Below are 15,210 nucleotides of genomic sequence, written 5' to 3'. Positions count from 1 at the left end.
ATTATTCGTTAAACAATTTCACCTCTCATTTACATAAAAACAGCATGTTAGGGGTTGGACTTCTTCACATTTTCTCCCGAAAAATGTCTCATTTCTTCGAAGATCAATGCCTAGATCACACCTCCAAACTGTTCAATTTGCAGCCATGTTTTCACCCCCTATACTAATTTTTGTTAACTTTGTGTTAATGAAACTTCTAAATGGTTTTACGAGGTTCACATCATTTTTAGGCTGCTTGCCTCTTATGAGCCTTGTCCATGAGTAACAACCAGTAATAACCAATAAAGGATTGATAGGTATGGTTAATAAAAAGTCGACACTCGGGCTCGCAGTGCTCTCAGCTCTACTGCTTGCAGGCTGTGACAGCGGTGGTAACAGCGCTGAAAGTCAGAAACAAATCGACGACCTTCAAAAGCAGGTAGCTTCACTCGAGAAGCAACTGTCTGAAGCAAAAGCGAGCACTGCACAGGCACCTGCTCCTTCTGCCCAAGGTGAAAATACTCTGGAGAAAGTGAAGAAAGCAGGCGTTATTAGCTGCGGTGTGAGCACCGGCCTTCCAGGTTTCTCTAACCCTAACGCTAACGGCGAGTGGGAAGGTATTGACGTAGAGTTCTGTCAAGCCATGGCTGCTGCAGTACTTGGCGACAAGAGCAAAGTTAAATTCGTTCCTCTGACAGCGAAAGAGCGTTTCACCGCACTGCAATCTGGTGAGATCGACGTTCTTTCACGTAACACCACTTGGACACTGCAACGTGACGGCACTCTGGGTTTGAACTTTGTCGGTGTTAACTACTATGACGGCCAAGGCTTCATGGTGAAAAAAGATCTGGGCGTGAAGAGCGCACTGGAGCTTGATGGTGCGTCGGTATGTGTTCAATCAGGTACAACGACCGAGCTTAACCTATCTGACTACTTCCGCTCTAACGGCATGTCGTTCAAACCAGTCGTTTACGATACGTACGATGCAACTGTTAAAGGTTTTGAGTCAGGCCGCTGTGACACACTCACTACTGACCAATCTGGCCTGTATGCATCACGCATCAAGCTGGCTGATCCAGACAGTGCTGTTGTACTGCCAGAAATCATCTCTAAAGAGCCTCTGGGCCCTGTTGTTCGCCAAGGTGATGACAACTGGTTCAACATTGCTAAGTGGACGTTGAACACCATGATCAATGGTGAAGAATTCAACATCACGTCTGCCAATGTCGATGAGATGGTGAACTCTAAAGATCCAAACATCCGCCGTATCCTTGGCCAAGACGGTCCTAAAGGTAAAGGCCTTGGCCTGAATGATGACTGGGGTTACCAGGTAATCAAACAGGTAGGTAACTACGACGAGAGCTTCCAGCGCACTGTCGGCTCTGACTCTCCACTGCAAATTTCACGTGGTGTGAATGCGCTTTGGAGTGACGGCGGCATCTTGTATGCGCCACCTATCCGCTAATAAGTCGTTCGTTTAACAAACGCATGCTGGGGCACAGGATTCTGTGCCCCATAATTAACGTTAAAAGGATAGAGGTGCAGATGTATGGCATCTAAAGATAATGCGCTGAACTCAGGAGCCGTCGCGCGACCTGAGAAGAAGCAAAGCATCATTTACAATCCGACGTTCCGCTCTGTTGTCTTCCAAGCTGTAGCTATTATCGCGCTGGTGTTTTTCGTCTACACCATCGTCAACAATGCCCTGACCAATCTCGAGTCACGCGGTATTGCTACAGGGTTTGGTTTCTTAACGCAGGAAGCGGGATTTGGAATTGGTTTGACGCTTATCGAGTACGATGAAACGTACTCTTATGGCCGCACGTTTTTCGTTGGCCTGTTAAACACCGCATTGGTATCTGTACTCGGTATTGTGTTTGCCACAGTTATCGGTTTCTTAATGGGTATCGCCAGGCTTTCCAACAACTGGTTACTAAGCCGTTTTGCTGCGGTGTACATTGAAATTTTCCGAAATATCCCGTTGCTTCTTCAAATTTTCTTCTGGTATTTCGCGGTTCTTCAAGCTCTGCCATCCCCAAGAGAAAGTATCAGTATCGGCGAATCTTTCTTCCTCAATGTGCGTGGTATGTACTTTACCCGTCCTGTGTTCGAAGAAGGTTCAAACATCATATTTATTGCTTTAGCCGTTGCGCTCGTTTTCAGTTTTGTCTTTTCCAGATGGGCGAAACGCAAACAGGAAACAACGGGTGAACAGACACCGGTTTTCTCTATTTCACTGGCCGCAATCATCGGCTTGCCACTGATTGCGTTCTTCGTCGCTGGCATGCCAGTGTCATTGGAATATCCGGAACTAAAGGGGTTTAACTTCCGCGGGGGTATATCGATTATCCCAGAATTGGCGGCTCTAACTCTTGCATTGTCCATATACACGGCTTCATTTATTGCTGAGATCGTGCGCTCCGGCATTAATGCTGTTAGCCATGGACAAACTGAAGCAGCTATGGCTTTGGGCTTACCACGTGGAAAAACTCTACGCTTGGTTATTATCCCGCAAGCTATGCGTATCATTATTCCACCTCTCACCAGCCAATACTTGAACCTAACGAAGAACTCTTCGCTCGCGATGGCCATTGGTTATCCGGACTTGGTGTCGGTTTTTGCCGGTACAACGCTGAACCAAACAGGTCAGGCTATCGAAATCATTGCAATGACGATGGGGGTTTACCTTACTCTCAGCTTGTTGACGTCGCTGTTGATGAACATTTACAACGCCAAGATGGCTCTGGTTGAGAGGTAACCCATGACAAGAAAACATGAGTTTCAACCTGATCTGCCACCCCCACCGAATACCGTGGGTGCAGTGGGTTGGCTGAGAAAAAACCTATTCTCTACCCCGCTCAATTCAGTGATGACAGTCGTGCTGGCCTATATCGCTATCATGGCGCTATGGTCTGTGTTTGACTGGGCGTTTTTGAATTCAGACTGGGTTGGCACAACGAGAGAAGACTGCACAAGTGATGGCGCTTGTTGGGTGTTCATTAATGTTCGCTTCGAACAGTTCATGTTCGGGTTTTACCCGAGTGAAGAGTTGTGGCGCCCTAAACTCTTCTATGCAATTCTAGCCATTTTCACGGCACTGCTTATCTACGAAAAAACGCCAAAACGCGGTTGGATTCTGCTGCTGTTTTTGGTGGCATTCCCAATCATGGCGGTTTTCCTGCTATTTGGTGATGTTGCTGGTCTGCCAAAAGTGGAAACGCACCTTTGGGGCGGATTGCTGATCACCATGATCATCGCTATCGTCGGTATCGTCATCTCACTCCCTATTGGCATCGTTTTGGCACTCGGTCGACGTTCTGAAATGCCGATTATTCGTAGCCTCTGTACCGTTTACATTGAAGTATGGCGTGGTGTGCCATTGATCACTGTACTGTTCATGGCGTCGGTGATGTTGCCATTGTTCATGTCCGGGGAGTCTGAAACCAATAAGCTGGTTCGCGCACTAATTGGTGTAGTGATGTTTGCCTCGGCATACATGGCGGAAGTGGTTCGTGGTGGTCTGCAGGCAATTCCAAAAGGCCAATATGAAGCCGCTGATGCTTTGGGTCTGACGTATTGGAAGAAGATGAATCTCATCATCCTCCCACAGGCACTGAAAATTACTATTCCATCCATCGTAAATACCTTTATCGGTCTGTTTAAAGACACCAGTCTGGTGCTGATTATCGGTATGTTCGACGTGTTGGGTATTGGTCAGGCCGCTAACACCGACCCGAACTGGCTCGGCTTCGCAACAGAAAGCTACGTGTTCGTTGCTCTCGTTTTCTGGATTTTCTGTTTCGGCATGTCCCGATACAGTATCTATCTGGAAAACAAGCTTCATACCGGTCACAAGCGATAAAGAACAAGGATTGTATTTATGAGTCAACAAGACACCCCTGTTATCAAACTGACCGATATGAACAAATGGTATGGTCAGTTTCACGTGCTGAAAAACATCAACCTGTCAGTCGCAAAAGGCGAGAAAATCGTTATTTGTGGCCCGTCAGGATCTGGCAAGTCCACCATGATTCGCTGTATCAACCGCCTTGAAGAACACCAGCAAGGTTCGATCGTTGTTGCAGGCACTGAATTGACAGACGATTTGAAAAACATCGAAGCGGTACGTAAAGAAGTCGGAATGTGTTTCCAACACTTCAACCTCTTTCCGCACCTTACTGTTTTGGAAAACTGCACCCTTGCACCTATCTGGGTGAAGAAGATGCCGAAAGACGAAGCAGAAGCGATCGCCATGAAGTATCTCGAGCGTGTAAAAATCCCAGAGCAGGCTGACAAGTACCCAGGTCAACTGTCTGGTGGTCAGCAGCAGCGTGTGGCGATTGCCCGTTCACTATGCATGAACCCTAACGTCATGCTTTTTGACGAACCAACTTCGGCACTCGACCCAGAAATGGTTCGTGAGGTACTCGATGTTATGGTTGAACTGGCAGAAGAAGGCATGACCATGCTGTGTGTGACACACGAAATGGGCTTTGCGAAAGAAGTGGCAGACCGCGTTATCTTCATGGATGCCGGTGAAATTATTGAAGAAAATGTTCCAGAGGAATTCTTCAACAACCCACAGTCTGACCGCACTCAGCTCTTCCTCAGCCAAATCCTGCATCATTAATTGTTAATAAAAAGCCGCTACACTTACTGAGTGTAGCGGCTTATTAACATCCATTTACAAACTCAATTACGACCGTGTGGCACGATATATTAGTATTTTCAGAGGCTAAGCCGCATTATTATCACTTGTGCGACAATTGCGACTTGAAAAATTAAGCCGAAGACGCCATTAATGTCGTAATAAACAAAATATGTACCCCATTGGGAGAAACCTATGAACGAACGTTTTGTTTCAGCCAGTCAAACACAAGAGAGTGTATTGGCGACAAACAAAGTACTGCGTAACACCTACTTTCTGTTGTCACTGACTCTGGTATGGGCGGCTGTCGTAGCTGGCGTATCAATGGCTGCTAACCTACCTTACCCGGGTATCATTATCACCCTGGTTGGTTTCTACGGTCTGCTGTTCTTGACTGAAAAGAACAAGAACAACTCAATGGGCCTGGTGTTTACCTTCTTGTTCACCGGTTTCACCGGTTATACCCTCGGCCCTATTCTAAACATGTATGTAGGCGCTGGTATGGGCTGGGCAATTGCTCCGGCACTGGGTGGCACAGCTCTAACCTTTATGGCGTGTTCAGCTTACGCACTAACTACCAAGCGTGACCTTTCGTTCCTGAACGGCATGCTGCTGGCTGGTTTCGTCGTGCTGGTAGTGGGTATGATTGCAAACATCTTCCTGCAAATGCCAATGCTGTCTGTCGCGATCAGCGGTATCTTCGTGCTGTTCTCAACAGGTGTTATCTTGTTGACCACTCAGTCTATCGTCCGCGGTGGCGAGACTAACTACATCTCCGCGACAATCAGCCTGTACGTGTCTATCTACAACCTGTTCCTGAGCCTGCTGCAACTGCTTGGCATTTTCGGTGGCGACGATTAATCGAACATGTTGATTTGAAAAAGCTCCTTCGGGAGCTTTTTTTGTTTCTGTTTAGGTATTATCCTTTGCGCGTTCGAAATACGAGGTTATCCATGTTGGAATTAAACGGTAAGCAAATCGAGACCGATGCTCAGGGTTACCTGAAAAACTTTGCTGATTGGCATGAAGAGTTGGTTCCGATGCTGGCTGAACAGGAAAACATTGAGTTGACTGAGGCGCATTGGGAAGTGGTCTACTTCGTGCAGGACTTTTATAAAGAGTTCAACACCTCCCCTGCCATTCGCCTCCTAGTGAAGTCGATGGAGCAAAAGTATGGTCCGGAAAAAGGTAACAGCCGTTACTTGTATAAGTTGTTCCCTAAAGGTCCAGCAAAGCAAGCGACCAAGCTAGCGGGTTTGCCAAAGCCAGTAAAATGCATTTAAAAAAGGAGCCTTTGGCTCCTTTTTCCGTTTCCAGTTTCTGCTATTGAATAGAGAAGCCATCAATCGCCTGCCAATCAACATGCTCATGGGTCAATTTCGTGACGTTCGCTGTCGGTGGTCCTTTGTCCAGCCAAGTTAACAAAGCCTCAACATTCTTCTCGTCACCACACATTAAAACAGTCACAGTACCGTCGGTTTCGTTTCTCGCATAACCGCTCAGTGACAGCTTCAAGCCTTCGTGAGCCGTGTGAAACCTGAACCCAACTCCCTGAACTCGACCAGAGACGGTTGCCTTGACGCATATTTGTGACATTTATCACCATTCCTGTATTAGTGTTGTGCATATGTAACGGTGTAATATGCCATACGGTATATATGCACGTGCTCACATTTATTGGGGGAGCTCACATCATGAAAGAAACTCCATTCCGCTGGGTCGATCAGTACCTGATCAAACTCAGTCTGAAAGAAAAATTCTACGCACTTTATGTTTTCATTTTTGCTCTTGCTATCGCAACGGGTTCAATTTTTTACTCTGCTTCTCAAGCTCAAGTTGCACAGGTACAAGAAAAACATAGTGCAGCATTAACCGCCGTGTTGTCTCACTACGACATCAGTGCAAACGAAGCCGCAAGCGTTCTTGCGCAAAATGGTATCAAGCAAACATCTGCCTACGGCGCGCCAGCAGCTTACGAACCGGCTTACACAGATGGCTTCTGGGCGCAAATCAGCGCAACCTCTTGGGTCGTGATGCTTGCTTTGTTTGTTCTGGGTCTAATGGCACTGCATTACGTATCGAGCTTTATTGGCGGTGCCATGTATACCATGAACCACGCCCTTCAGCGCATGCTGGATGGAGACCTGACAAGCCGAATGAACTTTTTCCCAGTTCGCGACGAATTCAGTGTGATTGCAACTACTGTCGACAAAGTTGCCGACCGCGAACACGAACTTGTTAAAGCAATCAAGAATGCTTCAGAACTGATGGAAGAACTTTCTGCAGATCTGGGTCGTCGAAGCGCTGACAGTGAAAGCTTATCAACCGAGCAGCGAACGTATCTCGACTCATTGGCCAGTGCAACCGAAGAAATGGCGGGTTCAATCCGTGACGTTGCCTCCCATGCAGAGCAAACCTCAGACGAAATTTCCGAAGCAGGCGTTGCATCTCAACAAAGCCGTACTCAGGTAACCCAAACGCTTCAAGCAATTCAGGCTCTGGCATCCGAAATTGAAGCCGCTTCGCAAGCAGTGGCTTCACTGGAACAGAACTCGAATGAAATCGGCAGCATGGTTGCGACTATCAGTGCGATTTCAGAGCAAACCAACCTCCTGGCACTCAACGCAGCGATTGAAGCGGCACGAGCAGGCGAGCAAGGCCGTGGCTTTGCTGTTGTTGCCGATGAAGTGCGCTCTCTGGCAGGTCGAACACAACAGACGACTGTCGAAATTCAACGGATGATTCAGGATCTTGAGAATAACACTGCGCATCTGCGTGGCGTGATGCAAGGTACTGTTGATAACGCAGCGGCGAGTGAAAGCCTGATGCAGAACATCGATCTGGAAATCAGCTCCATCTCTGAACGTAGCCAGCGCATTACCGACCGTAGCACTGAAATCGCAACTGCCGCCAACCAACAAGGCAGCGTTGCAGGTACCATCTCTTCAGATGTTGAACGTGTGCGCCAACAAGCTTGGCAAGTAAGCGAAATGATTCAGCAAACATCTCAAGATGTCACTAATCTGCAAAAACAATCATCCAGTCTTACAGATCTGGTGAAAGGCCTTCGCACTGAATAACGGTTGTTCTGATGAAAAAACGGCCGCCTAAAGTGCGGCCGTTTGCATTATTGCCAAGCTTCTCTGACAATACACCACCTTTTACCGGTTACCGCGTTTTCAAAGCTCGGTACCCATATTTTGAAGTTAGGAAAAACCAATGAATCCGTCTGTTTATCTGGTTAAAGGCCGTGAAAAGTCACTGCGCCGTCGCCACCCATGGGTATTCTCCCGTGGTATTCAACGCGTAGAGGGTAAGCCATCCCTCGGTCAAACAGTGGATGTATATGATCATCAAGGCCAATGGTTGGCTCGCGGTGCGTTTTCTCCTAATTCCCAAATTCGTGTCCGTGTTTGGACTTTCGAACAAGAAGAAGTCAACGTCGAATTCTTCAAAAAACGCCTTCAAGAAGCGCAAGGTCTGCGCGATGTTTTGGCTGCCCGTGATAGCCTGACAGGTTACCGCCTGATTGCCGCTGAATCTGATGGTTTACCTGGCATCACTATCGATCGCTATGAGAACTTCTTGGTTTGTCAGCTATTAAGTGCTGGCGCGGAAGCGCAAAAAGACAATCTGGTAGAGGCGCTTATCGCACAGTACCCAGAGTGCAGTATCTACGAGCGTTCAGATGTATCAGTGCGCAAGAAAGAGGGCCTGAAAGAGCGCACAGGCGTTCTGCACGGTGAGTTACCACCAGCTTCTGTTGTGATTGAAGAAAACGGTGTGAAAATTAGTGTCGATATCACAGGTGGCCACAAAACCGGTTTCTACCTTGACCAGCGCGACAGCCGTGAAGCGGCAGTTAAATACGTTAACGGCAAGCGTGTATTGAACTGTTTCTGTTACACCGGCGGGTTTGGTCTTTACTCGCTGAAAGGCGATGCAGCAGAAGTCATTAATGTGGACGTTTCACAACCCGCGCTGGATATCGCAAAATCTAATGCCGAAATGAACGGTTATGACCTGTCGAAAGCACAGTTTGTAAATGCGGATGTATTTAAGTTGCTGCGCGAATATCGTGACGCCGGTGAACTGTTTGACGTTGTCATCATGGACCCACCTAAGTTTGCTGAATCTAAAGCACAATTGACTGGTGCATGTCGCGGTTACAAAGACATCAACATGCTGGCTATGCAGATCCTGAAACCTGGTGGAACGTTACTGACTTACTCTTGTTCTGGTCTAATGGATAACGCTTTATTCCAGAAGATCATCGCGGATGCAGCACTAGACGCACATCGCAGCGTTCAATTTATCGAGCGCTTTGAGCAAGCGGCCGACCACCCAATTGATAGCGGTTACCCAGAAGGTTTCTACCTGAAAGGTTTCGCGTGCCACGTTAAATAACTATAAAACAAGCAGCTCAAAGACCATGTCTTATGGGCTGCGCTTTACATCTTTCTTGGGGAACACAATGAAGAGAAAATTCGCTTTTGCGTCGGTGTTGACCGCTTTGCTTTCTTTTGGCGCTCACGCTGACGTCAAACTTAATTTGAACGATAATATTGAGCTACTTGCCTACAACGGTAAAGCTCACAAATCTTCTGTATTTGGCAAAGAAGAATCAGTGGTACTTCAAAATGGCACCCAACAGGTGGCATTTCGCTATGTGGAAAGCTTTGAGGAAGGCAAAGACGTATCTTTTGTCCGCTCGGATGTGCTGGTCGTTAAGTTTGACGCGGCTGATACCGAAATTTTCTTCGATTTCCCAGAACACAAAAACAAGCGTCAGGTTCGACAATTCAATGACAATCCTGAATTCGCCATTCTGGATACCAACGAATCCCGTATCGCATTTGAGCAAAACAAACTGCTTAAATCAGGCTTCCAGTTGAGTCGCGATTACCTCTCCGAGATGCAACACTTCAACCAAACAGATGCACCAGCATCATTGCAACTGACCGCATCAGAAGTTGTCTCACAGCCAGCTGCACAGTCAAATACAGCCCCACGAGCAAGAGTCGTTGTTGGCGGGCAAGATGCATTGAATGAAGTGGAGTACCAGCTCCACTACTGGTTTGAGAAAGCAGATGCCGAAACACAAGCGCGCTTCAAAGCCTTTGTAAACGCTCGCTAAGCACTCAACAATTGAAAGAGGTCGCAGATTAAGCGGCCTTCTTTTTTCCCGCTTATTAACTGGGTCTGTATCTCTCAACCACTCTTCAAACTGAGTCGCATCCTTCCCTGTCCACTCTCAAAGTCATCGACATCTCTTCCGCAGTACACCTCGCAGAAAAATATTTATTGTTAACAGTATTCACAGCAAAGATACCTATAAACCATTCAGTAACTATATACAAACACTTATTGTCGACATTTATCATCTGACATTGGCTATTCCATCTTTGCTGTTGAGCACATATTCATCGCACAAATTTCATGCAGCACGTGAAAATTTACCAATTGAAACTGTGAGTCGTTACCAAGAGCGCAAAGCTTTTCAATTCAGGAACTGATTAGAGATCTAAATCTGACGAAATCCGGGGTGTCTCACCCTTGCAACTCCTCTACTTTATTTATTGCGCGATTTAAGTGCGCTAACAACATACAAATTAATAGATAACATATTATTTTCGAGGGATATCCAATGGATGTGACAGGTAAGAGCAAAGGATTCGCGCTCTCGGCAATCGCCGTAGCGTGTATGTTCTCTTTCAATGCTCAAGCTGCTGTTGACTGTACCAACATTGAAAAATGGTCAGCAGACAAAGCATATGGCGGCGGCTCAACAGTTCAAAACGACAACAAGGTTTACACAGCTAACTGGTGGACGAAGGGTAACAGCCCTGCGACTTCATCCGGCGATTTCAAAGAGTGGAAGCTGGTTGACCAGTGTGACACTGGCGATGTAACGCTACCAGATAACGTTTTACCAACTGTATCTCTGGACTCGCCAAGCTCAGCTGATGTAATCAACACAGGTGACGTTGTCACCATCAACTCAACGGCATCAGATTCAGATGGCACCGTCGCTAACGTCGAATTCTTCGTTGACGGCGCATCTATCGGTTCAGATACTTCTTCTCCATATTCTTTTAACTGGACGGCGGCGGAAGGTGAACACATTATCTTCGTTCGCGCGACAGACGATAAAGGCGCAGCAACGCAAAGCGCGCCAGTTAAAGTTTTCGTGCAACCTAGCGTCGTACTGCCAGGCAACGAAGCACCAACCGTGTCTGTTGCAGTTTCCGCAAAAGCTGTTGATCAAGGCGCAGTTGTTACACTGACTGCAGATGCAGCAGACTCTGACGGCACTGTAGCAAAAGTTGATTTCTACGCGGCAGGCCAATTGGTTGGCACATCAACCGCAGCTCCATACACGCTGGATTGGACGGCAAGCAAAGCAGGCAACGTCTCTGTATATGCGAAAGCGACAGATGACAAAGGCGCATCAACTGATTCTGCACTGGTCACCGTTACTGTAGCGGGCACACCAACAGTATCTAACTGTCGTCCAGAAGGCCTGTTCCAAACACCTGGCGTTAACGTTCCTTACTGTACGATCTACGACGCAGAAGGTCGTGAAGACATGGGTGCCGACCACCCTCGTCGTATCATCGGTTACTTCACCAGCTGGCGCTCAGGCGATGACCCGCAAGCCGCTTACCTTGTTAAAGATATTCCATGGGAAGAGCTGACTCACATCAACTATGCGTTCGTAAGCATCGGTGCTGACGGCAAAGTCAACATCGGTGATGTGAACGATCCAACCAACGCCGCGGTAGGTAAAGAATGGCCAGGCGTAGAAGTTGATCCAGCGCTGGGCTTTAAAGGTCACTTCGGTGCACTGGCTACGTATAAAGCGAAACATGACGTTAAAACACTGATCTCTATCGGTGGCTGGGCGGAAACCGGCGGTCACTTTGGCCTTGACGGTAACCGTGTAGCAGACGGCGGTTTCTACACCATGACCACCAATGCTGACGGCTCAATCAACCATGCAGGTATCCAGAAATTTGCAGATTCTGCTGTTGAAATGATGCGTAAATACAAGTTCGATGGTCTGGATATCGACTACGAATACCCAACCTCAATGGCAGGCGCAGGTAACCCGTACGATAAAGACTTCATGGAACCACGTCGTCCATACCTGTGGGCTTCTTACCAAGAGCTGATGCGTGTCCTTCGTGAGAAAGTCGATATCGCTTCTGAGCAAGACGGTCACCACTACATGTTGACCATCGCAGCGCCATCTTCTGGCTACCTGCTGCGTGGTATGGAAACCTTCGATGTCACCAAGTACCTCGATTACGTCAACATCATGACTTACGACCTGCACGGTGCGTGGAATGATCACGTTGGTCACAACGCCGCACTGTTCGACACAGGTAAAGACTCTGAGCTAGCCGCTTGGAACGTATACGGCACCAGCCAGTATGGCGGTATCGGTTACCTGAACACTGACTGGGCATATCACTACTTCCGTGGCTCAATGCCAGCAGGCCGTATCAACATTGGTGTTCCATACTACACCCGTGGTTGGCAGGGCGTAACAGGCGGTGAAAACGGTCTGTGGGGTAAAGCTGCACTTCCTAACCAAGCTGAGTGTCAACCAGGCACCGGTGAAGGTGAGAAGAACAACTGTGGTCACGGCGCGATCGGTATCGACAACATGTGGCACGATACGGATCCAAAAGGTAACGAAATGGGTGCAGGTTCTAACCCAATGTGGCATGCGAAGAACCTTGAGCATGGCATTTTCGGTACCTACGCATCTGCCTACAAACTGGACCCAGCGAACGATCCACAAGACGTTCTCAAAGGTACTTACCAGCGCAACTACGACTCAGTAGCTGTTGCGCCATGGCTGTGGAATGCTGAGAAGCAAGTGTTCCTGTCTACTGAAGACGAAGCGTCAATCAAGGTGAAATCTGATTACGTTATCGACAAAGGTATCGGCGGCATCATGTTCTGGGAACTGGCGGGTGACTACGCATGTTACCAACTGGACGCGAACGGCAACCGTACTGACGTTGTAGACCCAACTGAAAATGCTTGTGCGACTGGTAACGGTGAGTTCCACATGGGTAACACCATGACCAAAGCAATCTACGACAAGTTTGCAGCAGCGACACCTTACGGTGCGAAACTGTCTGAGACTGCAATGCCTACCGAAGCGGTTGATATTACGGTTAGCGTAGGTGGCTTCAAAGTGGGCGACCAAAACTACCCAATCAACCCGAAAATCACTTTCACCAACAATACTGGCGTAGAACTGCCTGGTGGTACTGAGTTCCAGTTTGACATTCCGACCTCAGCACCAGACAACGCGAAGAGTCAGAATGGCGGTAAAGTGAATGTCATTTCTTCTGGCCACACCAAAGCGAACAACATTGGTGGACTGGAAGGTACTATGCACCGTCTGGCGTTCTCACTGCCAACGTGGGACTCTCTGGCTCCTGGTGCAACGTATGAACTGGACTTTGTGTACTACCTGCCAATCTCTGGCCCTGCGAACTACACAGTGAACATCAATGGCGTTGATTACGCTTTCGCATCTGAGTACAGCGACCTGCCATTGGCAGACCTGTCTGCTGGCGGTGGTAACGGTGGCGGCGACAATGGTGGTGGCACAGGTACTTGTGACACGACTGGCATCGTGGTTTACCCAAATCTCCCTCAGACTGACTGGGCAGGCAACCCAAGCCACGCAGCAGCAGGTGACAAAGTCGTGAAAGACGGCGTTGTTTACCAAGCAAACTGGTGGACTGCATCTGTTCCAGGTAGCGATGGTAGCTGGACCAAAGTGTGTGGTTAATCCACTAACTTAACGAACTGAACTGGATAAAGCCGATTCTGTTGAGTCGGCTTTCTTTTTCTATGTGACAGTCAAAACAACCTGAATCCCACACTGAACACCATTCGGTGAAGCTCAGGATCTTTGTTAACCAGATCTTTGACCAGATTGTATTCCACACCCACAAACGCTAATTCATCAATGTTGTAGCGTAACCCGGCGCTTGCCGTGATACCTGCGCCAAAGTTATCAACGCCTGGATTAGGGTTAAGGTCGCCAAATACACCACCCGCCTCTACATACAGTTGTGGCAAATAGACCTTCTGCGCATTCAGCTCCATCCCTACACCTGCCGAACCGAGTTTTATTGGGCTGCCCAATTCAGTCCGACCAACGCCATAAAGGCGGAGTTTAGTTCCCAGCAAAGAATAAAACTGATGTCGATATTTAAGCTCAAATGCCGCACTACCCTGCCCGGCTTTGTCATCAGCCGAAGTATCAGCCGTGATGTTGAAGCCTATTTCCAATGCATGCGTTTTAATCCATGAAGCCAAAGCATTTGGGCTTTCCCAAATAAGCCCAAATCCACCAGCACTGCCTTGCCCCGCAGCTGTAAGAGCGCGCTTGGCGAACTCGGTACATTGCAATCCAAACAAATTGTACTTCGGCCGTTTGGTGCAAGTATCCACCGCATATTTCTTCGCCGCTGCGAACTGCTCAGCAGTCAGTTCAAAGGTTTGTTTAGCCGGGTTATTCTCGTTGTGCGTTGTTTTATCGGGGTGGTGTACACAGCCATCTACATCAGCTTTCATGTCACTGGCGTCATACCCTTCTTTTGGCCAGAAACCATAACTCCAGTAATTCCCTTTATCATCCTGAAGCTCAATCCACGCATGCCCGACTTTGTGCGTAGCTGGCAGTAGCAAAAAAGACCCTTCCTTGTCCGCAAATACGGTAATACTGAATTTACCTGTGGCCGTTTTGGTGCCGTCTTTCTTAGTGCAGCTTTTAGCACAATCGGCCTCACTTAACATTTGTGTTGTAGATTTACCCGCTTTCGATTGCTGCAATACGTGGGTTAACTCATGAGCCAGTGTCTTTTGGCCTGCGGCGCTTTCTGGTTTGTATTCACCGCGATTGAAAACAATGTGGCTACCGACAGCAAACGCCCTTGCTCCCAATTGAGAGGCTGAATTCGCTGATTGCTCGTCGGTATGAACCCGAACACCGGAAAAGTCATACCCAAACCGGCTTTCCATGTCTTGTCTAACGGGCGCTGCTAACGGAGTTCCGGAGCTGTGCAGCAGAGATTTAAGATTGGTTGGTATGGTAGGCGAAGACAGTGAGGTCAGCGCACTCTGTCTTTCTTGCTGACAGGACGAACATTGCCCTGAGGGTTTACTCATCACGCGATTTGCCACTGTATCGGCTTCCCGCTCTGCGGCATCAGAGTTCAACCCACCTGAGCTGAACATTTGCAGCTGGACCGGCTTGTCCAAAATTGATGATGTCTCTCTTCTCTCTTCCTTGGCTGAACAGTTTTGGCACTGACACCCCTTTGAGGCATTGCCAATGAAGCGCCGTTGAGGGCGGGAATTGAATATGGAGGGATTTTGTCGGGCTGATTCATTTTCTCGCTGGCTAAATGCAAACATCACGCACCTCACAGAGGGTTTTATTGCGCCGCGCTAAATCAAGGCTTCGCGGAAGCTGGCATGGATAATCTTCAAACGTAGCAAAATGCGCCTGACTCTCTAGGCAGGAGCATGCGAAATGTCATGATTCA

Annotated in this window: 12 protein-coding genes; 10 read left to right on the top strand and 2 right to left on the bottom strand. The window is 48.1% G+C overall.

Annotated elements, in window-relative coordinates; genetic code table 11:
- Positions 1-298 precede the first annotated feature (298 nt).
- From GCE9029_RS03625 to GCE9029_RS03600, 6 genes are all read left to right on the top strand, one after another.
- Positions 299-1,444: an amino acid ABC transporter substrate-binding protein gene (locus GCE9029_RS03625; protein WP_062661069.1), complete on the top strand. Its 1,146-nt coding sequence runs from the start codon at positions 299-301 to the stop codon at positions 1,442-1,444.
- An 84-nt stretch (positions 1,445-1,528) separates the two neighbouring features.
- Positions 1,529-2,737: an amino acid ABC transporter permease gene (locus tag GCE9029_RS03620; RefSeq protein ID WP_062661068.1), complete on the top strand. Its 1,209-nt coding sequence runs from the start codon at positions 1,529-1,531 to the stop codon at positions 2,735-2,737.
- A gap of 3 nt (positions 2,738-2,740) precedes the next feature.
- A complete protein-coding gene (locus tag GCE9029_RS03615) occupies positions 2,741-3,841 on the top strand; it encodes an amino acid ABC transporter permease (RefSeq protein ID WP_062661067.1) in 1,101 nt (366 codons plus the stop codon).
- 18 nt (positions 3,842-3,859) lie between these two features.
- Positions 3,860-4,609, top strand: coding sequence for an amino acid ABC transporter ATP-binding protein (locus tag GCE9029_RS03610; protein WP_062661066.1), 750 nt, complete (start codon positions 3,860-3,862; stop codon positions 4,607-4,609).
- A gap of 213 nt (positions 4,610-4,822) precedes the next feature.
- Positions 4,823-5,488, top strand: a complete 666-nt coding sequence (locus tag GCE9029_RS03605) for a Bax inhibitor-1/YccA family protein (RefSeq protein ID WP_002539047.1) — start codon at positions 4,823-4,825, stop codon at positions 5,486-5,488.
- A 92-nt stretch (positions 5,489-5,580) separates the two neighbouring features.
- The gene (locus GCE9029_RS03600) at positions 5,581-5,910 is read left to right on the top strand and encodes a TusE/DsrC/DsvC family sulfur relay protein (RefSeq protein WP_062661065.1); all 330 of its coding nucleotides are present in this window, start codon (positions 5,581-5,583) and stop codon (positions 5,908-5,910) included.
- A 40-nt stretch (positions 5,911-5,950) separates the two neighbouring features.
- Here GCE9029_RS03600 and yccX read toward each other — a convergent pair whose 3' ends face one another.
- Entirely contained in the window at positions 5,951-6,223 is a 273-nt protein-coding gene (gene yccX, locus GCE9029_RS03595; protein WP_062661064.1) for an acylphosphatase, read from the bottom strand.
- 98 nt (positions 6,224-6,321) lie between these two features.
- Between yccX and GCE9029_RS03590 the strand changes: the two genes are divergently transcribed.
- The 4 genes from GCE9029_RS03590 (at position 6,322) to GCE9029_RS03575 (ending at position 13,445) form a co-directional block, all read left to right on the top strand.
- Positions 6,322-7,707 carry a methyl-accepting chemotaxis protein gene (locus GCE9029_RS03590; RefSeq protein WP_062661063.1) on the top strand — a complete coding sequence of 462 codons (1,386 nt, stop codon included), beginning with the start codon at positions 6,322-6,324 and terminating at the stop codon, positions 7,705-7,707.
- Positions 7,708-7,846: 139 nt separating this feature from the next.
- The gene (locus GCE9029_RS03585; RefSeq protein ID WP_062661062.1) at positions 7,847-9,034 is read left to right on the top strand and encodes a class I SAM-dependent methyltransferase; all 1,188 of its coding nucleotides are present in this window, start codon (positions 7,847-7,849) and stop codon (positions 9,032-9,034) included.
- Positions 9,035-9,101: 67 nt separating this feature from the next.
- On the top strand, positions 9,102-9,764 hold the full coding sequence (locus tag GCE9029_RS03580) for a YccT family protein (RefSeq protein ID WP_062663108.1): 663 nt from the start codon (positions 9,102-9,104) through the stop codon (positions 9,762-9,764).
- A gap of 510 nt (positions 9,765-10,274) precedes the next feature.
- Entirely contained in the window at positions 10,275-13,445 is a 3,171-nt protein-coding gene (locus tag GCE9029_RS03575) for a chitinase C-terminal domain-containing protein (RefSeq protein WP_062661061.1), read from the top strand.
- Between the two features lie 71 nt (positions 13,446-13,516).
- Here GCE9029_RS03575 and GCE9029_RS03570 read toward each other — a convergent pair whose 3' ends face one another.
- Complete coding sequence (locus tag GCE9029_RS03570; protein WP_231870029.1) at positions 13,517-14,923, bottom strand: eCIS core domain-containing protein; 1,407 nt, start codon at positions 14,921-14,923, stop codon at positions 13,517-13,519.
- Positions 14,924-15,210 lie beyond the last annotated feature (287 nt).

It is taken from the genome of Grimontia celer (assembly GCF_900055185.1).
In the GTDB taxonomy this organism is placed as follows: domain Bacteria; phylum Pseudomonadota; class Gammaproteobacteria; order Enterobacterales; family Vibrionaceae; genus Enterovibrio; species Enterovibrio celer.
This window is presented reverse-complemented; position numbering and strand designations above follow the sequence as displayed.